Genomic DNA, 21,373 nt, shown 5'->3' with positions numbered 1-21,373 from the left:
GACGGCAACGTTTGGATACCGTACCCATATGGGTGCAAGCTCTTGCACTCCTCATTCTCATTCTGCTCTCGGCCTTCTTTTCCATGACCGAGACGGCGCTGATGGCCGCCAACCGCCATCGCCTGCGGCACCTGGCCAAACAGGGCAACCGGGCCGCCGTCACCATCCTGTGGCTGCTGGACCGCACTGAACGGCTGCTCTCGCTGATCCTTATCGCCAATACTGTCATCAATGCGCTGGCCACGGCCCTGGTGACGGCGCTGGCCATTGCCGCCTTCGGCAACCACCAGCGCGTGATCACGGCGGCCACCGCCTTCGTGGCGGCGCTCTTGATCATCTTTGCCGAGATCGTGCCCAAGGTGATTGGTGCCACCCATCCCGAACGCATTGCGCTCTTTACCAGCTTCATCTTGAAGCCGCTGATGCGCATCGCCAAGCCGCTGGTGTGGTTCGTCAACATCTTCGTGTCGGCCATCCTCAAGGTCTTGCGCATCAAGACCGGATCGCGCGCGGCCGAGCAGCGCATTTCTCCCGAAGAGCTGCGCTCCATCGTGCTCGAAGGCGGCAGTTTCATTCCGCAGAAGCACAAGAGCATCCTGCTGAACCTGTTCGACCTGGAAAAGATTTCGGTGGAAGACGTCATGACCCCGCGCGCCCAGGTCGAGGCCCTGAACCTGGCCGCCCCGGTGGAGGAGATCCTGCACCAGCTGGCCACCTGCTATCACAACAAGCTGCCGGTGTTCGAGGGCGAGATCAATCACATCGTCGGTATCCTGCATGTGCGCAAGACGGTCTCGCTGTTCCGCCAGGAAGACGACATCACCCACGACGACATCCGCGCCCTGCTCTCGGCCCCGTATTACGTGCCGGTGGAGACCGATGTCTTCACGCAGCTGCAGTACTTCCAGGAAAACCACGAACGCCTGGGCATCGTGGTCGATGAATACGGTGAAGTGCAGGGACTGGTGACGCTGGAAGACATCATCGAAGAGATGATCGGCGAATTCACGACCTCCTCGCCCGGCTCCTCCGGCGAAGGTTTCGGCTGGGACAAGGACGGCACCTGCCTGCTTGAGGGCAGCACCACCCTGCGCGACATCAACAAGCGCCTGGGCCTGAAGCTGCCGCTGGATGGCCCCAAGACCATCAACGGCCTGCTGCTGGAAACCCTGCAGGACATTCCCGAAGCCAGCGTGGCCGTCAAGATCGATGGCTGCGTGATCGAGATCGTGCAGGTACAGAACCAGGCCATCCGCATGGTCAAGCTCATCGCCTTGCCTGCGAAAGTGAAGGCACAGGACTGAACCTGCGCCGGGCCTTGCGGGCCGGCATCGAACTCCACCGAGTTTGTCCCGCGCAAACGGCCGGCCCGCTTTTCGGGCGGCCGCCGCGCGTGGGAGACTTGCCCTCCCCTGTGCGTTGCCCTGCGGCAGCGCCCCTGCGCGAGGTCTCCCATGCTGCACACTCCCGACACGGCCGTGGCCGATGATGACGTCCCCGTGGTGCGCCTGCTGCACAAGCTGCTGGCCGATGCCGTCGGCATGGGCGCTTCCGACCTGCATTTCGAGCCCTTCGAACATCTCTTCCGGGTGCGCTTGCGGCTGGATGGCGTGCTGCATGAACTGGCGCAACCGCCGTTGAGCTTGCGCGACAAGCTGGCCACCCGCCTGAAGATCCTCGCGCGGCTGGATATCGCCGAAAAGCGCCTGCCCCAGGACGGCAAGATGCGCCTGGCGCTAGGCACGCGCACGGTGGATTTCCGCGTCTCGACGCTGCCCACGCAGTTCGGTGAAAAGATCGTGCTACGCATCCTCGACACCGCCCAGGCGGCGTTGTCGATCAGCGACCTCGGCTATGAACCGGCCCAGCAGGAAGCGCTGCTGCAGGCCATCAGCAAGCCGCACGGGCTGGTCCTGATGACCGGGCCGACCGGCTCCGGCAAGACGGTCTCGCTGTATGCCTGCCTGCAGCGGCTGAACCAGCCGGGCGTGAACATCGCCACCGCCGAGGATCCGGTGGAAATCAACCTGCCCGGCATCAACCAGGTCAGCATCAACGAGCGCGCCGGACTGGACTTCGCCCTGGCGCTGCGCGCCTTCCTGCGCCAGGATCCGGATGTACTGATGGTGGGCGAGATCCGCGACCTGGAGACCGCCGACATCGCCGTCAAGGCTTCGCAGACCGGGCACCTGGTGCTCTCCACCCTGCACACCAACGATGCCCCGGCCACGCTCACGCGGCTGCTCAACATGGGCGTGCCGGCCTACAACATTGCGGCATCGGTCAGCCTGATCGTGGCCCAGCGGCTGGTGCGCAAGCTGTGCCGCTGCCGCCGTCCGGCCGGTGGTACGCCGGCCACCTTCGTGCCGCACGGCTGCCCGGCCTGCAACCAGACCGGCTTTCGCGGGCGCACCGGCATCTATCAGGTCATGCCGGTCAGCGCGGCCATGCAGTCGCTGATACTGGCCCAGGCCGGCACATTGGAACTGGGCCGGCAGGCGCAAGCGGAGGGCATCATCGACCTGCGGCGGGCGGGGCTGCTGAAGGTCTTGCGCGGTGAAACCAGCATGGGAGAAATCCTTGCCTGCACCTGATCGCACGACATCGGCGTCCCAATTCCGCTGGGAAGGGCTGGACCGCCACAATCGCCCGCAACGCGGTGTGATACAAGCCAGCGATGAAGCCCAGGCACGTGCCCGGCTGCGCCAGCAGGGGATGCGCGTGGCGCGGCTGCGGCGCGCGGAGCGTGCGGCCGACCTCGACAATGGCCCGGCCCCTGCGGCAAACCCGGCCACAGCGAGGACGCGTGGCCGCATCAGCGCCAAACAGATCGCCCTCTTCACCCGCCAATTGGCCACCATGCTGCGGGCAGGATTGCCGCTGCTGCAGTCGCTGGACATCGCCATTCGCGGCGCCGGCCAGAGCGCACTGGCCACGCTGCTGGACGACGTGCGCCAGGCCGTGGCGCGCGGCGAGAGCCTGCATGCGGCGCTGGCGCGCCATCCGCGCCAGTTTGATGCGCTCTTCTGCAACCTGGTGCGCGCCGCCGAAGAAGCGGGGATGCTCGACAGCATGCTGGAGCGCATCGCGCTCTATCGCGAAAAATCCCTGGCCTTGCGCGGCAAGGTGCGCGCGGCCTTGGCCTATCCCTGTGCCGTGGTGCTGGTGGCGATCATCGTGACGGTGGTCATCATGCTGTGGGTGGTGCCGGCTTTCGAGCAGATGTTCCAGCAATTCGGGGCCGAGTTGCCGCTGCCCACGCGCATCGTCATGGCCACGGCGCGTCTGCTGGGCCAGCATGGCCCGTGGCTGCTGCTGGGCACGCTGGTGGCGGGCGTGCTGGCGACCCTGGCGTGGCGGCGCCATCTTCCGCTGCGACTGGCGGCGCAGCGCCTGAGCCTGTCCTTGCCGCTGTTCGGCAAGCTGTTGCGGCAAGCGGCGCTGGCACGCTGGAGCCGCACCTTCGGCACCCTCTTCGGGGCCGGCATCGCCCTCGTGGAAGCGCTGGAAACGGTCTCCGGCGCAGCCGGCAACGTGGTCTATGCCGACGCCTCGCTGGCCGTGCGCGACGCCGTGCGCAATGGCGCCTCGCTGCATGCGGCCATGCAGGCCACGGGCGTCTTCCCCGACCTGGCAGTGCAGATGACGGCCGTGGGCGAAGAGGCCGGCGCCCTCGACGCCATGCTGACCAGGATCGCAGATCTCAACGAACGCGAGGTCGATGAAGCCGTCACCGCCCTCACCAGCCTGATGGAACCCGTTATCATGGCGGTGCTGGGCGTGGTGATCGGCGGCCTGGTGGTGGCGATGTACCTGCCGGTGTTCCGCATGGGTGCAATGGTATAAGCCGGCACGCCTGTCTTCCCCTTCTTTGACGACCAAACCAGTTGAACCCGACGATGTCTTTCCTGGATGCCCTGGCCTTCCCCGGCAACGCTGCACTCGCTGGCGCGGCGGCGCTGCTGGGCCTGCTGGTCGGCAGCTTTCTCAATGTGGTGATCCATCGCGTGCCGCTGATGATGCTGCGCGAGACTGCCAACTTCGTGGCCCAGGAACGCGGCGAGGCCCTGCCGCATGCCGACCGCTACAACCTCTGGCTGCCGGCCTCCGCCTGCCCGCATTGCGCCGCGCCGCTGGCGCTGCATCACAAGATTCCGGTACTGAGCTGGCTGCTGCTGCGAGGACGCTGCGCCTTCTGCGACCACCCCATCAGCGCGCGCTATCCGCTGGTGGAGCTGCTGACCGCACTGCTGTTCGCCCTGCTGGCATGGCGCTTCGGCCTGGGCCTGCATGGCGTGGCGCTGATGGTGTGCGCGTCCTTCCTGATTGCGCTGGCGGTGATCGACGCCCGGACCATGCTGCTGCCCGACGACCTCACCCTGCCCTTGATGTGGCTGGGGCTGCTGGTCAACGTGGTGCATCGCCTGGTGCCGCTGCAGGATGCCGTGCTGGGTGCGATGGCCGGCTATGGCGTGCTGTGGCTGATCTACTGGATCTTCAAGCTGGCCACCGGCAAGGATGGCCTGGGCTATGGCGACTTCAAGCTCATGGCCGCACTCGGGGCCTGGCTGGGCTGGCAGTCCTTGCCGCTGGTCTTGCTGCTGGCCTCGGCGCTGGGCGCAGTCCTGGGCCTGGCGCTGATGGGCTTGGGCCGCCACCGGCGCGGCCAGGCCATTCCCTTCGGCCCCTGCCTGGCCTGCGCCGGCATGCTGACCCTGCTGATGGGCCATGGCTGGCTCACGCAACTTCTCTACGACTTCTGATCCCATGACCTCATTGACTGAACGCTTCACCATCGGCCTGACCGGCGGCATCGGCAGCGGCAAGACCACGGTGGCCAACCTGTTTGGCGAGCTCGGCGCGTCGCTGGTCGATACCGACGCCATCGCCCACGCCCTGACCGCACCGCAGGGCCTGGCCATCGATCCCATCCGCGATTATTTCGGCGGCGAATTCATCGATGCGAACGGTGCCATGGACCGCACCCGCATGCGCCAGCACGTGTTCGGCAACCCGACGGCACGCCATGCGCTGGAAGCCATCCTGCATCCGCTGATCCGCAGCGAGACCGTGCGCGAGGCCGAGGCCGCCACCGGTCCCTATGTCATCTTCGTGGTGCCGCTGCTGGTGGAGTCCGGCACCTGGGTTGGCCGCGCCAGCCGCATCCTGGTGGTGGATTGTCCGGAAGAGGTGCAGATCGCGCGGGTCATGCAGCGCAACGGCCTGCAGCGCGCGGAAGTGGAAGCCATCATGGCCGCGCAGGCCAGCCGGCAGGCGCGATTGGCGGTGGCGCAGGACGTCATCGACAACGGCGGCAGCAATGCCGACCTGCCGCATCAGGTACGCGAGCTGCATGCGCGCTACCTGGCACTGGCAGGCGGGCACTGAGCGATGGTGCAGCTTGCGCGGCTGCAGCAATGCACTTGGGCAGCGCGGCAAATGCGATGCGCTCCTGCAGCTTCATTTGATGGCGACTGCATTTGTAATTTTCTTCTGCATGGGTCAGAATCACAGACATTGCACATGTTGACGAGGTTATTGCACCCACGCGGCCTGTCAGCGGCCTAACAAGTCCGGTTCAACCAATAAAGGGATCATGCTTTGATCGTCTACGAATACCCTTTCAATGAGCGTATTCGCACGCTGTTGCGACTGGAAGACCTCTACGAGAAATTCGTCTTCTTCCTGCACCAGGAAAGCCCGCATCAGCATCACATCGCCCTTGCCACCATTTTTGAAATGCTGGAGGTCGCCGGACGCGCCGACCTCAAGTCCGACCTGCTGCAAGAGCTGGAACGGCAAAAGCAGATCCTCCTGGCCTACCAGTCCAATCCCAATGTCGAGCCCGAGATGCTCAATGCCATCCTGGCCGAAGTCGACCAGGCCAGCAGCGCCCTCTCGGCCGCCCAGGGCAAGACCGGCCAGAACATCCGCGACAATGAATGGCTCATGAGCATTCGCGGCCGTACCATCATTCCGGGCGGTGCCTGCGAATTCGACCTGCCGGCCTATTACGCCTGGCAACAGCATCCGTTTGAGCGCCGTTTCCAGGACATCTCCAACTGGTTCGCCCCGCTGATCCCGCTGTTCGATGCCATCGCCATCGTCATGCGATTGCTGCGCGAATCCGGACATGCAGTAAAAATCAACGCCGAAGGCGGCAGTTACCAGCAGATGCTGCAAGGCAAGGTCTACCAGATGCTGCGCCTGTCGCTGGACATCAACCTCGGGGCCATCCCCGAGATCTCGGCCAACAAATACATGCTGTGGGTGCGTTTCACCCAGCAGGATGGCGACGAGAAGCCGCGCTCCTTCGAGGGTGAAGTGCCCTTCGAACTGGCGCTGTGCGGCTTTTGATCCGTAATCTGAATTGAATGAAGTGAAGTAAAACGTATGGCCACGATCGTAGACTGCCCGACCTGCGGCACCAAGGTGGAATGGAGCGAGAAGAACAAGTACCGCCCCTTCTGTTCCGAACGCTGCAAGCAAATCGACCTGGGTGCCTGGGCCGAAGAAAAGTACACCATCCCCGCAGTGAACCTGCCGCTGGAAGACGAAGGGGACAAGCCCGTGCAGTGATGACGGGCTTTTTCCTTCATTTCGTCTTAAAACCACCCATCTTCAGGCTTTGTCGCCATAGCGCAGCTGATCCAGCCACTGCAGCAGCGGGATGGTGGCCGGCAGCAGCGGTTCCACCCCCACGCTGCCCTGCCAGGCAAAGGCCTGGCCTTCCAGACTCTGCGGCTCACCGCGCCACTGGCGGCTAATGTAGAAATGCAGGCGTACATGGGCATGCGGATAGACGTGCTCGACGCCGCACCAGGGCTCACCGTCCAGCACCTCGATCCCCAGCTCTTCCTTGAACTCGCGCTGCAGCGCCGCGAAGATGCTTTCGCCCGGCTCCACCTTGCCGCCGGGGAATTCCCAGTAACCCGCATAGGGCTTGCCCTCTGGACGCTGGCCCAACAGCACGTCGCCGTTGGGCTGCATCAGGATGCCCACGGCTACGTCAATGGGCTTGGCCACGGGCTTGGAATCGCCGCTCATCAGCCTTGCGCCTTGCCGGCGTAGTCGCGCGCGAACTGCCAGGCCACGCGGCCCGAGCGGGAGCTGCGCTGCAGCGCCCAGCGCAGGGCATCGGCGCGGGCTTCGGCGATCTGCGCGTCATTGCAGCCGAAGTGGCGCAGCCAGTGCGCCACGATGTCCAGGAAATCGTCCTGCTTGAAGGGATAGAAGGTCACCCACAGGCCAAAGCGCTCGGAGAGCGAAATCTTTTCTTCCACCGTTTCGCCGGGGTGCAGGTCGCCATCCTCGGTGTGGGTGTAGGTGTTGTTGTCGGAGAGGCGCTCCGGCATCAGGTGGCGGCGGTTGGAGGTGGCGTAGATCAGCACGTTGTCGGACTGCGCGGCGATGCTGCCGTCCAAGGCCACCTTCAGCGCCTTGTAGCCGCCCTCGCCTTCCTCGAAGGAAAGATCGTCGCAGAAGACGATGAAGCGTTCCGGACGCGCCGCCACCAGTTCGACGATGTCCTGCAGGTCGTGCAGGTCATCCTTGTCCACTTCGATCAGGCGCAGGCCACGGTCCGCGTACTGGTTCAGGCAAGCCTTGATGAGCGAGGACTTGCCGGTGCCGCGCGCGCCGGTCAGCAGCACGTTGTTGGCCGGGCGGCCTTCGACGAACTGGCGGGTGTTCTGGTCGATCTGTTCCTTTTGCGGGCCGATGTTATGCAGGTCCGACAGGCCGATCTTCGAGATCTGCCCCACCGCCTGCAGGTAGCCGGGACGCTGGGCAGTCGCGCCGCGCCAGCGGAAGGCGACGGCGGCGTTCCAGTCGGGTTCACGGGCGGCGGCGTTGGGGAGGATGGCTTCGACGCGCGCCAGCAAGGCTTCGGCACGCTGCAGGAATTGGTCTAGCTGGGTCATGGTGATCGCAAATCGGGATGAACGGGGCGGGAATGCACGCGCCATTGTGGCGCAAGGCGCTGGCGGCCGGTGTGAATAAAATTGATCCGAGGGCGCGGGCATTCATGTTGCCGCCGCCATCCGGGCGCGCCACCGGCCCGGGGATGGATGGGCCGATGGCGGCGAAACGCCGCGAGGTGAAGAAAAACGCTCAGGAACGGTAGTCGGCGTTGATCGAGACGTAGTCGTGCGACAGGTCGCAGGTCCAGATGGAAGCCTTGGCCGTGCCGCGCGCCAGCTTCACACGCACCACGATCTCGGCCTTCTTCATGACGCGCTGGCCGTCTTCTTCGCGGTAATCCGGGTTGCGGCCGCCATCCTTGGCGACCCACACATCGTCCAGCCACAGGTTGATCTTGGACACATCCAGATCCTCGATGCCGGCATAGCCGATGGCGGCCAGGATACGGCCCAGGTTCGGATCGGAAGCGAAGAAGGCAGTCTTGACCAGCGGCGAATGGCCGATGGAGTAGGCGATCTGGCGGCACTCTTCGATGCTCTTGCCGTCTTCCACGGCCACTTCGATGAACTTGGTCGCGCCTTCGCCATCGCGCACGATCTGGTGCGCCAGATGCTGCGACAGGTCGGTGACGGCAGCAGCCAGCTGCTTGTACTCGTCGCTGTCGGCGCTGGTGATCTCCAGTTCGCCGGCACCGGTGGCCATCAGGATGAAGGAATCGTTGGTCGAGGTATCGCCATCGATGGTGATGCAGTTGAAGGAGTGATCAGCGGCGTCCTTGACCAGCTGGTTCAGCAGTGTCTGCGGCAGCTTGGCGTCGAAGGCCAGGAAACCCAGCATGGTGGCCATGTTGGGCTTGATCATGCCGGCGCCCTTGCTGATGCCGGTCATCACCACCTGCTTGCCGCCGATGGTGAGCGTGCGCGAAGCGGCCTTGGGCTGGGTGTCGGTGGTCATGATGGACTCGGCCGCGTTGAACCAGTTGTCGGCCTTCAGGTTGCCGATGGCTTGCGGCAGGCCGGCGATGATGCGATCAGCCGGCAGCGGCTCCAGGATCACGCCGGTGGAAAACGGCAGGATCTGCTGCGGCTCCACGCCCATCTGCTGGGCCAGCGCGGCACAGACCGACTTGGCGCGCTGCAGGCCTTCTTCACCGGTGCCGGCGTTGGCGTTGCCGGTGTTGATCACCAGGGCGCGGATGGGCTTGCCAGCGCTCAACTGCGCCAGGTTGGCCTGGCAGATCTGTACCGGGGCGGCACAGAAACGGTTCTTGGTGAAGACGCCCGCCACAGTCGCGGTCTCGGCCAGCTTCATGACCAGCACGTCCTTGCGATTGGCCTTGCGCACGCCCGCTTCGGCATGGCCGAGTTCGATGCCGGCGACGGCTTTCAGGTCGGAAGGAACGGGAATCGGGGAATTGACGGCCATGGCGAGCTTTCAGCGTAAAAATCGGAACGCGTATTTTAAACACTTTCCGTCACCGGCTGATGACGCAGGAACTCGCTTTCGATGATCTCGGCGCTCATCCTGGCCCATTGCGCATACTGGCCGTGGCCCGGATGGAAGCGGTCAATCGCCATCTCATGCGGCAGCGCCCATTGCAGGGAGCAGTAACGCAAGGCGGCCTCGGCATCGATCCAGTCGCGCAGGGCGCGGTCCAGCTTGCGCGCGTAGCGGCCCAGATACCAGCGCAGCGGCTGCGGTGCCACCGGCAGCAGGTGCATGGGCGGCAAGCCCGAGAAGACGATGTGTTCCACCCCGGCCTGCGCCATCAGGCGTTCGCACAGCAGGCGCAGGTTGGCCACGTAGCGTTGCGGGCTCATCTGCGAGGTCACGTCGTTCACGCCCAGAGCCACCACCAGGACGGTGGCCGGACCGATCTCATGGCGCGCCAGCAGATCCAGCGCTTCGAGCGAATTGACGCCGCTCTGCGCCACCAGCTGCCAGGCCACCGGATGCCCGGTGCGCGCGGCCAGCTGGCGAGCCAGCGGCTGGGCCAGGGCTTGCTCCTGATGCTCCACCCCGACCCCGGCGGCCGAGGAATCACCCACTACCAGCACGCGCAACGGCTCGGCCACCAGCCGAGGCTGCATGGGGGGAAACTCCATGCCGCTGCGCGGACCGGCCGCTTCCGGCAGGCGCAGCGCGGTCTGGCGCAGGCGTTTGGCTTGCGCCAGCAAAAGGGGCCCCAGCAGCAGTTTTCCCAGGATCAGCATGGGCGGCCCGTCACGGCAGCAGGTTCTTGACCACCACCAGCCACGGGCGCGCGGCAATCGGCTGGGCGCGGCCTTGCTCATCCACCGGGATCAGGGATTCGGAGACCGAGTTGAAGACATTGCCCCCGATCACGCCAGCCCAGCCATCATCGGCATGCACCTCCACCACCAGATCGCAATGGCCGGCCAGCCCGGGCCGGATTTCGTCGATGGAAGTGATGTTATTGTTGCCGCGCGGGGCGCAGATCAGGTCACCGGGCGCAATCGGCTCGCTCTCGGCCGAGCGCAACACGAATTGCGGCGAGGGGCGCGACTGGCGGTCCTTGAGGAAACTCAGGTAGTTGAAGTGCGTTTCGTTGGGCGCGAAATCCTGCGGCGGCACATTGGTGCTCACCATCAGCCAGGAAATGAAGGCCGCCGACCAGGCTTGCTGGCAATCCGCACCGGTCAGGTTCTTGCCGACCGCGTGCCAGTACTCGGCCACCCGCTGCACGGCCTCGCCCTCGTCTTCCAGCAAGCCCAGGCGCGGGGCGCTGAAGGGTTCATGGCGCATGTCGATCTGCTGGTTGCCGAAGAAATCCCACTCGGCCTTGGCCGCTTCCACCAGCGCCGCACGGGTGGGGGGCGCGGTGCTGATGGCCACGGCGGGCACGCCGGTATTGGTCACCGGGATGGAGGGCGTGACGGGCGCGTAGCCCGGGTTGCCGCTGTCGCGCCACTGCGGCAGCGGCGAGGAAGCGCAGCCGGCCAGCAGGACGGCGATGGCGGTGGCAGTGAAGCTGAGACGGGAAGCACGAAACATCTTGGCGAGCGACATCTTCTTGTTCTCCTGGGCGGCAGGCGTGGGCTGCCGGAGCGTTCATCATAAAGGGAGCCAGGCCAATTTTGCAGAAGCCTTCACCTGCAGGATGTAAAAAAGGCCGCCCACCCGCCTGGGTGGACAGCCTCTTCACATCTGGCCGGAATGCGGCCGAACCGGGGGACTCTGGTTCAGGCCAGCTTGCCGTGGCACTGCTTGTACTTCTTGCCGCTGCCGCAAGGGCAGGGATCGTTGCGGCCGACCTTGGGGTATTCCGATCCGTCGTCTTCGCCACCGGCCTGGGCGGTCGGTGCCAGCAGTTCCTCCGGCGCGGCTTCGGGATCGAAGTCGGCGTGCTGGTAGTTGACGTTGATGGGCGAGCCACCGGCCATGCTTTCCTCGGCCGCTTCGATTTCCTCGCGGCTCTGGATGCGCACGGTCATGACGACCTTGATGACTTCGTTCTTGATCAGGTCCAGCATCTGGGCGAACAGCTCAAACGCTTCGCGCTTGTATTCCTGCTTGGGGTTCTTCTGTGCATAGCCGCGCAGGTGGATGCCCTGGCGCAGGTGATCCAGTGCGGCCAGGTGTTCGCGCCAGTGGTTGTCGATGCTCTGGAGCATGACGCTGCGCTCGAAACCGGCGAAGGCATCCACACCGACCACGGCGACCTTGGCTTCGTAGGTCTCCTTGGCGGCCGTCAGCAGGCGCTCCAGCAGTTCGTCTTCGGCCAGGTCGGGCTCGGCCTTGAGCATGGCTTCCAGGTCGATGTCGAGCTGCCATTCGTTCTTGAGCACAGCTTGCAGGCCGGGGATGTCCCACTGCTCTTCCATCGACTCGGCCGGCACGTATTCGCGGAACAGGTCGGTGAAGACGCCATCACGCAGGGAGGCAATCATCTCGGCCATCTCGGCCGACTCCAGCAGTTCATTGCGCTGCTGGTAGATGACCTTGCGCTGGTCGTTGGCGACGTCGTCGTATTCCAGCAATTGCTTGCGGATGTCGAAGTTGCGGGCTTCCACCTTGCGCTGGGCCGACTCGATGGAGCGGCTCACGATGCCGGCTTCGATCGGTTCGCCTTCGGGCATTTTGAGGCGGTCCATGATGGCGCGCACGCGGTCGCCGGCGAAGATGCGCAGCAGCGCATCATCCAGCGACAGGTAGAAGCGCGAGGAACCCGGATCGCCCTGGCGGCCGGAACGGCCACGCAGCTGGTTGTCCACGCGGCGCGATTCGTGACGCTCGGTGCCGATGATGTGCAGGCCGCCGGCATTGACCACGTGGTCGTGCAGGGATTGCCATTCATCGCGCAATTGCTGCGACTTGGCAGCCTTGTCGGCATCCGACAGGGACTCGTCGGCTTCGATCAGCTGGATCTGCTTGCCCACGTTGCCGCCCAGCACGATGTCGGTACCACGGCCGGCCATGTTGGTGGCAATGGTGATCATCTTGGGACGGCCGGCCTGCGCCACGATCTCCGCTTCACGCGCGTGCTGCTTGGCGTTCAAGACATTGTGCGGCAGCTTGGACTTGGTCAGGATGCCCGAGAGCAGTTCCGAGTTCTCGATCGAGGTGGTGCCCACCAGCACGGGCTGGCCGCGCTCGTAGCAGTCCTGGATGTCCTTGACCATGGCCATGTACTTCTCTTGCGCGGTCTTGTAGACCTGGTCCTGGCGGTCCTTGCGGGCATTGGGACGGTTGGGCGGGATCACCACGGTTTCCAGGTGATAGATTTCCTGGAATTCGTAGGCTTCGGTATCGGCCGTACCGGTCATGCCGGACAGCTTGGCATACATGCGGAAGTAGTTCTGGAAGGTGATCGAGGCCAGGGTCTGGTTCTCGTTCTGGATCTTCACGCCTTCCTTGGCTTCGACGGCCTGGTGCAGGCCATCGGACCAGCGGCGGCCCGTCATCAGGCGGCCGGTGAATTCGTCGACGATCACCACTTCGCCGTTCTGCACCACGTAATGCTGGTCGCGGTGATACAGGGTGTGCGCGCGCAGGGCGGCGTACAGGTGGTGGATCAGGGTGATGTTGGCGGCATCATAGAGCGATGCGCCCTCGGGCAGCAGGCCCATCTGGGTCAGGATTTCCTCGGCCTTGTCGTGACCGGCTTCGGTCAGCAGGACCTGGTGGCTCTTCTCGTCCTTGGTGTAGTCACCGGGGACTTCGATCTTGCCTTTGCCGTCCGGGGTCTCTTCGCCGATCTGCAGGGTCAGCAGCGGCGGCACGGCGTTCATCTTGTGATACAGCTCGGTGTGGTTCTCGGCCTGGCCGGAGATGATCAGTGGGGTACGCGCTTCGTCGATCAGGATCGAGTCCACTTCATCGACGATGGCGAAGTTCAGGGCGCGCTGCACGCGGTCATCGGCATCGAAGACCATGTTGTCGCGCAGGTAGTCGAAACCGAATTCGTTGTTGGTACCGTAGGTGATGTCGGCGGCGTAGGCTTCCTGCTTGACGTCGTGTTCCATCTGCGACAGGTTCACGCCGGTGGTCAGGCCCAGCCAGCTGTAGAGGCGGCCCATGTCTTCGCAATCGCGCTGCGCCAGGTAGTCGTTGACGGTCACCACGTGCACGCCCTTGCCGCCGAGCGCATTGAGGTAGGCCGGCAGGGTTGCCATCAGGGTCTTGCCTTCACCGGTGCGCATTTCGGCGATCTTGCCGAAGTGCAGCGCCATGCCGCCGATGAGCTGCACGTCGAAGTGACGCATCTTGAGCACGCGGCGGGACGCTTCGCGGCAGACGGCGAAGGCTTCCGGCAGGATCGCATCCAGCGTTTCGCCACCGGCGATGCGTTGCTTGAATTCGGGCGTCTTGGCTTGCAGTTCGGCGTCGCTCAGCTTCTCGACCGAGGGCTCCAGCGCGTTAATCTGGCGGACGATTTTTTGATATTGTTTGAGCAGTCGCTGGTTACGGCTGCCGAAAATCTTGGTCAGGAATGACATGCTTGGATTCTATAAAAGCGCCGATGAACGATCCGGCAGAGTGACGTTGGGCTCCCGGCCGCGGGATTCCAGCCGACAACGCCCGAAAATAAACCATGGATTCTAGCACGCAGGCCGAGGGCATTGGCTCGCCAGCCCGTCTTCATGCCGCCTGCGCGCCGCATTCGCTTTAGATCGGGCGTGTTTGCAAGGTTTCAATGGGGGAGGAGGATTTGGCAAAAATCGTCATGCCAGGCTTGCCAGAGATGCAACAACGTGCAGGGAATGCGGCCTGCAGGCTACCCTGCCCGGCCGCAAACGCCCGCCCCACGGGGGCTGGCGCCGGCCAGAACTTGCCTGAACGGACTCAGCGGCCCGCGACGAAGACCGGCATCTGCTTGGGCTGGTTGCCGCCGGTGGCACCGAGCGCCAGGAACTTGCGCGGATCCTGGGCGATGCCGCGAATGCGCACCTCGAAGTGCAGGTGCGCCCCGGTCGAACGCCCGGTCGAACCCACATCGGCCACGTGCTGGCCGCGCTTGACGATGTCGCCCACCTTCACGAACAGGCGCGAGGCGTGGGCATAGCGGGTGATGATGTTGTTGCCGTGGTCGATTTCCAGCATGTTGCCGAACTGATAATGATATTCCGAGGCGATCACCACCCCGGCGGCGGCGGCGACGATGCGGGTGCCGACCGGGGCCGGGAAGTCCAGGCCTTCATGGAAGGCGTTATGGCCGCTGAAGGGGTCCAGCCGCCAGCCGAAGCTCGACGAGTTGTAGGCCACGTTGACCGGTTGATTGGTCGGCAGCAGGCGCGACTTGATCTTGTCGCCCATGAGGGTGGATTCCACCGCGTTGAGATAATCGGAACGATGGCCGGCATCCTGGGCCAGGTTGTCGAGCATGCGGCGCAGCTCGTCCATGCCGACATCCCGGCCGGAGCCGGCGATGCTGGAGACTTCAGCGCCGCCACGACCGGGCAGCTCCTTGAAATTGAATTCTTCCGGACGGATGCCGGCCAGGCCCTGCACGCGTTCGCCCAGCGCATCCAGGCGCATCATCTGGGCCTGCATCTCGCCGACCTTCACGGCCATCATGGCCAGGTTCTCTTTCAGGAATTTCTCGTTGCGGCCATCTTCTTCCTGGCTCATGGAGACGGCCAGCTTGTGCAGCATGGGCGCGGCATCCGGGTCGCCGGCCTTGTTGAGCAGGAAATAGGTGATGGACAGCGAGGCGCCGGCAATCACGCTCACCAGCAGCAGCAACATCAGCAGGAGGTGCTTGGTGCCGAGCGTGACTGATCGGGCTTTGGTGAAACGGGGGTGCAACAGGATAATTTGCATCTTTGCTCCTTGGTCTCCGGCCGGTCAGACACCGGATGTGATAAGGTTTAAAGATGAAGTACGCATCTACGTTTACCCCTTATCGGCCTGCTCTCACAAGTGCTCAACGCATGGCGAAGAGCACGAAGGGAGCCGCGGATTTCTTGCGGTCGAATTCGACGATGGCGGCGCTGTTGCCCGCCTTGGCTCGCATGGGCACGCTGCAGCAGTCAGTGGCCGCGAACTTGCCGGCGATGTTTGCCGCGTGTCAGATCTTGCAGTTTGAAGCTGGCGTGCTGGTCATGAGCGCGCCCAATGCAGCGCTGGCGGCACGGTTGAAGCAGCAAACCCCGAGGCTGCAGGACCGCCTGCTGAAGGACGGATGGCAGGTTAATTCAATCCGAATCAAAGTGCAAGTTGGCCGGACGGCCCCCCCGCCAGCGCCAAAACGGGTGCTGGAACTGACCGAAAACGCGCTCACTTCCTTCGCCGAACTCAGCAGTACACTGGCCAGCGATCCGCGCAGCCAGGGCCTGAAGGAAGCCATCGACGCCATGATACGGCGGCGCGACCAGCGCAGATTGGCCAAGCAGGCAGGAGAAGACCCGCCATTTCTTCAGGGAAAATAGTCCTGAAATAGCCGGATCACGAGATTCTTCTAAAAAATTTACAAGATTTCTCTCGTCAGATCGCCAGCAAGCCACCGCCAGAAAAGCAAACGCCCCGGTCCAGGCCGGGGCGTTTTACATTGCGGCGTGTGCAGCCAGCATCAGCGCCAGCGTCAGTTCAGCGCCCACTCCTGCTGGGCTTGCATCACGTAAGTCTGCGGGGCCTGGTCGAGCTGGTCGAAGCTGACGATCTCATAGGCATCCGGCTGCGACAGCAATTCGCGCAGCAGCAGGTTGTTGAGGCCATGGCCGGACTTGTGGGCATCGTAGCTGGCCAGCAGCGGATGGCCGATGATGTACAGGTCGCCGATGGCATCGAGGATCTTGTGGCGCACGAACTCGTTGTCGTAGCGCAGGCCGTCGGCATTGAGGATGCGGTACTCATCCATGACGATGGCGTTCTCGAAGGAACCGCCACGGGCCAGGCCCATGCCGCGCAGGGTTTCCACGTCCTGCATGAAACCGAAGGTGCGCGCGCGGGCGATTTCCTTGACGTAGGAGTCGATGCCGAAATCGACCTCGGCCACCTGTCCGGTACCATCCACGGCCGGGTGGTTGAATTCGATGAAGAACTTCAGGCGGAAGCCGTCATAGGGCTCCAGGCGCGCCCATTTTTCCTTGTCGCCCGTGCCTTCGCGCACTTCCACCGCCTTCTTGACGCGGATGAATTTCTTGGGCGCGTTCTGCTCCTGCAGGCCGGCCTGCTGCAGCAGGAACACGAAGGACGAGGCCGAGCCATCCATGATGGGGATTTCTTCGGCGGTCAGGTCGATGATGAGATTGTCGATGCCCAGGCCGGCGCAGGCCGACAGCAGGTGTTCGACGGTGGACACCTTGGCACCATCCTTGGTCAGGGTCGAGGCCATGCGGGTATCGCCCACGCCGGTAGCGATCATCGGCAGCTCGACCACGGGATCGAGATCCACGCGGCGGAACAGGATGCCGGTATCGGGTGCGGCCGGACGCAGGGTCAGCTCGACCTTGGTGCCGGAGTGCAGGCCGACGCCGGTGGTCTTGACCAGATTCTTGATTGTGCGCTGTTTCAACATCCGGTCATTATAGCCAAGATGCCCCTGCCCCGCCCCTTGCGGCAGGGCTTTGTTGCAAATCGTTCCTATCTGTAAAACAGGGGCCGGAGGCGCCCATTCATCGATCACAGCGATAAATCCATTTCCCCAAGGAAAAACGGCATGCCGCAGCATGCCGTTTCTTTTTCGCCTGGTGGCCGGGAAATCCCGGCAGGCATCAGCCCAGCTGGCCCAGCAGGGTTTCCGCGTTGGAGACCTCGAACTTGCCCGGGGCTTCCAGATTCAGTTGCTTGACCACGCCGTCTTCGACCAGCATGGAATAGCGCTGCGAGCGCACGCCCATGTTGCGTTCGGTCAGGTCGAATTCCATGCCCAAAGCCTTGGTGAACGTGGCGCTGCCATCACCCAGCATGCGCACGATGCCGGTGGCCTTTTGGTCGCGGCCCCAGGCGCCCATCACGAAAGCGTCGTTGACCGAGATGCACCAGATCTCATCCACACCCTTGGCCTTGAACTGGTCAGCCAGGGCGATGTAGCCCGGCACGTGCTTGGCCGAACAGGTCGGGGTGAAGGCGCCCGGCAGCGCGAACAGCGCGATCTTCTTGCCCTTGACCAGGTCCGACACCTTGAAGGCATTGGGGCCCAGGCTGCAGCCTTCGGTCTCGGTCTCGATGAATTCGGTCAGGGTGCCTTCGGGCAGGCGGTCGCCGATCTTGATGGTCATGGTGTTTCCTCGTCTGGTTGTAGGACTGTGAATTAAGTGGTGAAACAGATGCATCTGCCGCGATTGATCGATTCAGCAGATGAGTTGCCGGCACGCTGCGCACGAAAAAAAACGCCGCGCACCAGGCGCGGCGTTAGTATGCCTTGGAACGGAGCGGCCTGCTGTGAAGCTGGCAGCCGTCCGTGGCCAACGACGATCAGTCCGCCTGCTTGCGCAGGAAGGCCGGGATGTCGTAGGTTTCCATGCCGTTCTTTTCCAGGGCGCGCACGGTGTCGGAAGCCGACTCGCGACGCCACACGGCCGGGGCCTTCAGGCCACCGAAGGTAGCACCACCGGCTTGCGCGTTACCTTGCGGCATCACGCCACCGACGGCCATCATCGGCTCGTTGTGGGTACCGGTGCGCATGACCGGGGTCTGCACCAGTTGCACGGCCTTGCGGGCACGGCCCAGGCCGGTGGCCACCACGGTCACGCGGATCTCGTCACCCATGCTGTCATCGTAGGCGATGCCCTGGGCGATCGAGGCGTCCGGTGCCGCGAAGGCGCGCACGGTGGCCATGACTTCCTTGATTTCCTTGCCCTTCAGGCCACGGCTGGCAGTGACGTTGACCAGCACGCCGCGCGCGCCGGACAGGTCGATGCCATCCAGCAGCGGCGAAGCCACGGCCTGTTCGGCGGCCACGCGGGCGCGGTCAACACCGGCGGCCGTCGCGGTACCCATCATGGCCTTGCCCTGCTCGCCCATGATGGTCTTGACGTCGTTGAAGTCGACGTTGATGTGGCCGGGCACGTTGATGATTTCGGCGATGCCGGCCACCGCGTTGTTCAACACGTCATCGGCGTGCGACAGCCATTCGATCATGCTGTCGTCTTCGTAGATCTCTTCCAGCTTTTCGTTGAGGATGATGATCAGCGAATCGACGTGCTGGGTCAGCTCTTCCAGACCGGCGTCGGCGATGTCCATGCACTTCTGGCCTTCGTAGGAGAAGGGCTTGGAGACCACGGCCACCGTCAGTGCGCCCAGCGACTTGGCCACTTGCGCCACCACCGGAGCGGCACCGGTGCCGGTACCGCCACCCATGCCGGCGGCGATGAAGACCATGTGCGCGCCGCGCAGGGAGTCTTCGATGCGGGCGCGGGTTTCCTCGGCCAGGCGGCGGCCGACGTCGGGCTGCATGCCGGCGCCCAGACCGGTATCACCGATCTGGATGACGTTGTGCGCCTTCGATTGCTTCAGTGCCTGGGCATCCGTATTGGCGGCGATGAATTCGACGCCGGACACACCCTTGTTAATCATGTGCTGCACGGCATTGCCGCCAGCACCGCCAACGCCCACGACCTTGATGATCGTACCCAGCGTCGCATTGTCGACCATATCGATTTCCATGATGACTCCTTAAAATATATGTGTCCTGCAGCTGGCAGTTGATAGGCATCACGCGGTGTGACGACTAGCAACTGATCACTGCTGTCCGTATGTGTGCTTCCCTGTTGTTTCTTGTTGATGCTGATACCGATGCTGCCAATGATGCGACTGATACCTTGAAACCTTAAATTCTTGAAACCTTAAATTCTTGAAGCCTTGATATCGCTATTCTAAGAAAACACTGCTGCAAATTTGCTGCCGTTCTCATCAATTTTTACTGCCAGAACCGTACAACCGAACCGCCAGCAACGACCAATGCTTTTACATCCTGATGCATTCACCACCGGCCGCTCGTGGCAGCCGATGAGAATCGGTCAGAAATTGCCGAGGAACCATTCCTTCATGCGCTGCCAGACCGCCTTCACAGAGCCTTCCTGGCGCGTCACGATGTAGCCGCGCAGATACTGTTTCTTGGCTTCCTGCAGCAGGCCCAGCACGGTCGAGTAGCGCGGGCTGCGCACCACGTCGGCCAGCTGGCCGCTGTATTCAGGCGTGCCCAGGCGTGCCGGTTTCAGGAAAATGTCTTCGGCCAGTTCGGTCATGCCCGGCATCATCGCCGAGCCACCGGTCAACACGATGCCGGAAGACAGCACCTCTTCATAACCCGACTCGCGCACCACCTGGTGCACCAGCGCGAACAGCTCTTCCACACGCGGCTCGATGACGGCCGCCAAGGCCTGGCGCGAGAGCGTGCGCGGATTGCGGTCGCCCAGGCCGGGCACTTCCAGCGTCTCGGTCGGATCGGCCAGGATCTGCTTGGCCACGCCATAGCGCAGCTTGATTTCTTCGGCTTCCAGCGTCGGAGTACGCAGGGCCATGGCGATGTCGTTGGTGATCTGGTCGCCGGCAATCGGGATCACGGCGGTATGGCGGATCGCACCTTCGGTGAAGACGGCCACGTCAGTGGTGCCGCCGCCGATGTCGACCAGCACCACGCCCAGCTCGCGCTCGTCGGTGGTCAGCACCGAATCGGCCGAAGCCATCGGCTGCAGGATCAGGTCCGACACTTCCAGGCCGCAGCGGCGCACGCACTTGACGATGTTCTGCACGGCAGAGACCGCACCGGTGACGATGTGCACCTTCACTTCCAGGCGGATGCCGCTCATGCCGATGGGCTCGCGCACGTCTTCCTGGTTGTCGACGATGAATTCCTGCGGAACCGTGTGCAGCAGCTGCTGGTCGGTCGGGATGTTGACCGCCTTGGCGGTCTCGATCACGCGCGAGACGTCGGCAGCGGTGACTTCCTTGTCCTTGATGGCGACCATGCCGCTGGAATTGAAGCTGCGGATGTGGCTGCCCGCAATGCCGGTATATACATTGCGGATCTTGCAGTCGGCCATCAGCTCGGCTTCTTCCAGCGCGCGCTGAATGGATTCGACGGTGGCCTCGATGTTGACCACCACGCCTTTCTTGAGCCCCTTGGATTCGGACTGCCCCAGCCCGATCACTTCATGGCGGCCATCGGGCAGCACCTCGGCCACCACCGCCACCACTTTCGAGGTGCCGATGTCCAGACCGACGATCAGATTTTTTGCGTCTTTTGTCATAGCGTTCCGCTTATTTCTTTTTCCCGTTCATTGCCGCCAGCACCATTCCATCTGCCTTCAGGGCCATCCCGTTGGGATAGCGCAAGTCGACGCTTTCTATCTTGCCCTGCAATCTTTCCAGCAGCTGCGGATATACCGCCACCAGCCGCGCCACCCGTTCCTTCAACACCGCATCGCCCTGGTCACGGCCCAGCTCGACGGTCATGCCGTTGTCCAGCCGCACGGTCCAGGCGTAGCGGTTCGACAGCACCAGCGACTCCGGCTCCAGCTTGATGGGCGCGAACCACTGGCGAAACAGCGCCAGCCGCGCCACCACCTGCTTCTCGCTGCCGGGCGGGCCATCGAACTCCAGCAGGTCACCGTCGTCCTCGGCCTCGGCCAGGTTGGCGGTGAACACGTCACCCTTCTGCGAGAGCAGCTTGCCATCCTCGCCCCAGGTGCCCAGGGCCTTGTGTTCCTCGATCTTCACCACCAGCCGGTCCGGCCATTCACGCCGCACCATGGCCTTACGCACCCAGGGCACGGCTTCGAAGGCCGCCCGCACCGCCGTCAGATCGGCGGTGAAGAAATTGCCATGGATGCGCGGCACCGCGGTCGCCCGCACCGTCAACGCATTGACCTTCTCCAGCGGCATGTCGCCGGAGGATTCGATGCGTATCGTGTGCAGCGTAAACATCGGGCGCTGCGCTACCCACCATAAACCCGATGCCACCAGGGCCAGCAGCACCAGCGCAATGAGCGCACTGCTGATGGCGTTGAGCATCTTGACGTCCTGCCACATCGACGCGTTCTTC

20 protein-coding genes are annotated in these 21,373 nt (G+C 63.6%); 8 read left to right on the top strand and 12 right to left on the bottom strand.

The annotated features are described in order from the left end of the window. The first annotated feature begins 11 nt into the window (after nucleotides 1–11). The 7 genes from JOD78_RS09585 to yacG all read left to right on the top strand — a co-directional run bounded on the left by JOD78_RS09585 (nucleotide 12) and on the right by yacG (nucleotide 6,579). Entirely contained in the window at nucleotides 12–1,304 is a 1,293-nt protein-coding gene (locus JOD78_RS09585) for an HlyC/CorC family transporter (RefSeq protein WP_134135679.1), read from the top strand. A 150-nt stretch (nucleotides 1,305–1,454) separates the two neighbouring features. Further along, entirely contained in the window at nucleotides 1,455–2,594 is a 1,140-nt protein-coding gene (locus JOD78_RS09580; RefSeq protein ID WP_121042552.1) for an ATPase, T2SS/T4P/T4SS family, read from the top strand. After that, nucleotides 2,581–3,846 (top strand): type II secretion system F family protein, encoded by a 1,266-nt coding sequence (locus JOD78_RS09575; protein ID WP_209568214.1) that lies wholly within the window; start codon nucleotides 2,581–2,583, stop codon nucleotides 3,844–3,846. The genes JOD78_RS09580 and JOD78_RS09575 overlap by 14 nt, the downstream gene beginning before the upstream one ends. Before the next feature lie 53 nt (nucleotides 3,847–3,899). Continuing rightward, nucleotides 3,900–4,763 carry an A24 family peptidase gene (locus tag JOD78_RS09570; protein WP_204726185.1) on the top strand — a complete coding sequence of 288 codons (864 nt, stop codon included), beginning with the start codon at nucleotides 3,900–3,902 and terminating at the stop codon, nucleotides 4,761–4,763. A gap of 4 nt (nucleotides 4,764–4,767) precedes the next feature. Then, a complete protein-coding gene (gene coaE, locus JOD78_RS09565; RefSeq protein ID WP_121042546.1) occupies nucleotides 4,768–5,388 on the top strand; it encodes a dephospho-CoA kinase in 621 nt (206 codons plus the stop codon). Between the two features lie 213 nt (nucleotides 5,389–5,601). After that, on the top strand, nucleotides 5,602–6,357 hold the full coding sequence (zapD, locus tag JOD78_RS09560) for a cell division protein ZapD (RefSeq protein WP_034336663.1): 756 nt from the start codon (nucleotides 5,602–5,604) through the stop codon (nucleotides 6,355–6,357). A gap of 36 nt (nucleotides 6,358–6,393) precedes the next feature. Then, on the top strand, nucleotides 6,394–6,579 hold the full coding sequence (gene yacG, locus JOD78_RS09555; RefSeq protein ID WP_034336666.1) for a DNA gyrase inhibitor YacG: 186 nt from the start codon (nucleotides 6,394–6,396) through the stop codon (nucleotides 6,577–6,579). A gap of 42 nt (nucleotides 6,580–6,621) precedes the next feature. Here the strand turns inward: yacG and mutT are convergent, their stop codons facing one another. From mutT to JOD78_RS09520, 7 genes are all read right to left on the bottom strand, one after another. Continuing rightward, nucleotides 6,622–7,047 (bottom strand): 8-oxo-dGTP diphosphatase MutT, encoded by a 426-nt coding sequence (gene mutT, locus JOD78_RS09550; RefSeq protein WP_209568216.1) that lies wholly within the window; start codon nucleotides 7,045–7,047, stop codon nucleotides 6,622–6,624. Continuing rightward, a complete protein-coding gene (locus tag JOD78_RS09545; RefSeq protein WP_039790449.1) occupies nucleotides 7,047–7,922 on the bottom strand; it encodes an ATP-binding protein in 876 nt (291 codons plus the stop codon). Before JOD78_RS09545 ends, mutT begins: the two co-directional genes overlap by 1 nt. Before the next feature lie 190 nt (nucleotides 7,923–8,112). After that, complete coding sequence (argJ, locus tag JOD78_RS09540) at nucleotides 8,113–9,348, bottom strand: bifunctional glutamate N-acetyltransferase/amino-acid acetyltransferase ArgJ (RefSeq protein WP_209568218.1); 1,236 nt, start codon at nucleotides 9,346–9,348, stop codon at nucleotides 8,113–8,115. 35 nt (nucleotides 9,349–9,383) lie between these two features. Continuing rightward, nucleotides 9,384–10,136 (bottom strand): SGNH/GDSL hydrolase family protein, encoded by a 753-nt coding sequence (locus JOD78_RS09535; protein ID WP_209568220.1) that lies wholly within the window; start codon nucleotides 10,134–10,136, stop codon nucleotides 9,384–9,386. A 10-nt stretch (nucleotides 10,137–10,146) separates the two neighbouring features. Beyond that, nucleotides 10,147–10,953 carry a DUF2272 domain-containing protein gene (locus JOD78_RS09530; RefSeq protein ID WP_209568222.1) on the bottom strand — a complete coding sequence of 269 codons (807 nt, stop codon included), beginning with the start codon at nucleotides 10,951–10,953 and terminating at the stop codon, nucleotides 10,147–10,149. A 173-nt stretch (nucleotides 10,954–11,126) separates the two neighbouring features. Then, complete coding sequence (gene secA / locus JOD78_RS09525; protein ID WP_209568224.1) at nucleotides 11,127–13,883, bottom strand: preprotein translocase subunit SecA; 2,757 nt, start codon at nucleotides 13,881–13,883, stop codon at nucleotides 11,127–11,129. A gap of 346 nt (nucleotides 13,884–14,229) precedes the next feature. Further along, nucleotides 14,230–15,207: a M23 family metallopeptidase gene (locus JOD78_RS09520; RefSeq protein ID WP_121042534.1), complete on the bottom strand. Its 978-nt coding sequence runs from the start codon at nucleotides 15,205–15,207 to the stop codon at nucleotides 14,230–14,232. 161 nt (nucleotides 15,208–15,368) lie between these two features. On the opposite strand from JOD78_RS09520, the gene JOD78_RS09515 reads away from it, so the two are divergent. Then, entirely contained in the window at nucleotides 15,369–15,815 is a 447-nt protein-coding gene (locus tag JOD78_RS09515) for a DciA family protein (protein WP_245202109.1), read from the top strand. A 152-nt stretch (nucleotides 15,816–15,967) separates the two neighbouring features. On the opposite strand, the gene lpxC is transcribed toward JOD78_RS09515, so the two are convergent. The 5 genes from lpxC to JOD78_RS09490 form a co-directional block, all read right to left on the bottom strand. Further along, entirely contained in the window at nucleotides 15,968–16,903 is a 936-nt protein-coding gene (gene lpxC, locus JOD78_RS09510; protein WP_039790443.1) for a UDP-3-O-acyl-N-acetylglucosamine deacetylase, read from the bottom strand. 196 nt (nucleotides 16,904–17,099) lie between these two features. Then, nucleotides 17,100–17,606 (bottom strand): peroxiredoxin, encoded by a 507-nt coding sequence (locus JOD78_RS09505; RefSeq protein ID WP_034329321.1) that lies wholly within the window; start codon nucleotides 17,604–17,606, stop codon nucleotides 17,100–17,102. Nucleotides 17,607–17,802: 196 nt separating this feature from the next. Continuing rightward, nucleotides 17,803–18,993, bottom strand: coding sequence for a cell division protein FtsZ (gene ftsZ / locus JOD78_RS09500; protein WP_034329320.1), 1,191 nt, complete (start codon nucleotides 18,991–18,993; stop codon nucleotides 17,803–17,805). Between the two features lie 353 nt (nucleotides 18,994–19,346). After that, nucleotides 19,347–20,579, bottom strand: a complete 1,233-nt coding sequence (gene ftsA / locus JOD78_RS09495; RefSeq protein WP_008334543.1) for a cell division protein FtsA — start codon at nucleotides 20,577–20,579, stop codon at nucleotides 19,347–19,349. Nucleotides 20,580–20,589: 10 nt separating this feature from the next. Continuing rightward, a complete protein-coding gene (locus tag JOD78_RS09490; RefSeq protein WP_121042532.1) occupies nucleotides 20,590–21,360 on the bottom strand; it encodes a cell division protein FtsQ/DivIB in 771 nt (256 codons plus the stop codon). Nucleotides 21,361–21,373: the final 13 nt, after the last annotated feature.

The sequence above is a fragment of the Herbaspirillum sp. 1130 genome (assembly GCF_017833835.1).
Classification (GTDB): Bacteria; Pseudomonadota; Gammaproteobacteria; order Burkholderiales; family Burkholderiaceae_D; genus Herbaspirillum; species Herbaspirillum huttiense.
Note: the sequence above shows the minus strand (reverse complement) of the source record. Positions and strands in the feature narration are given on the sequence as shown.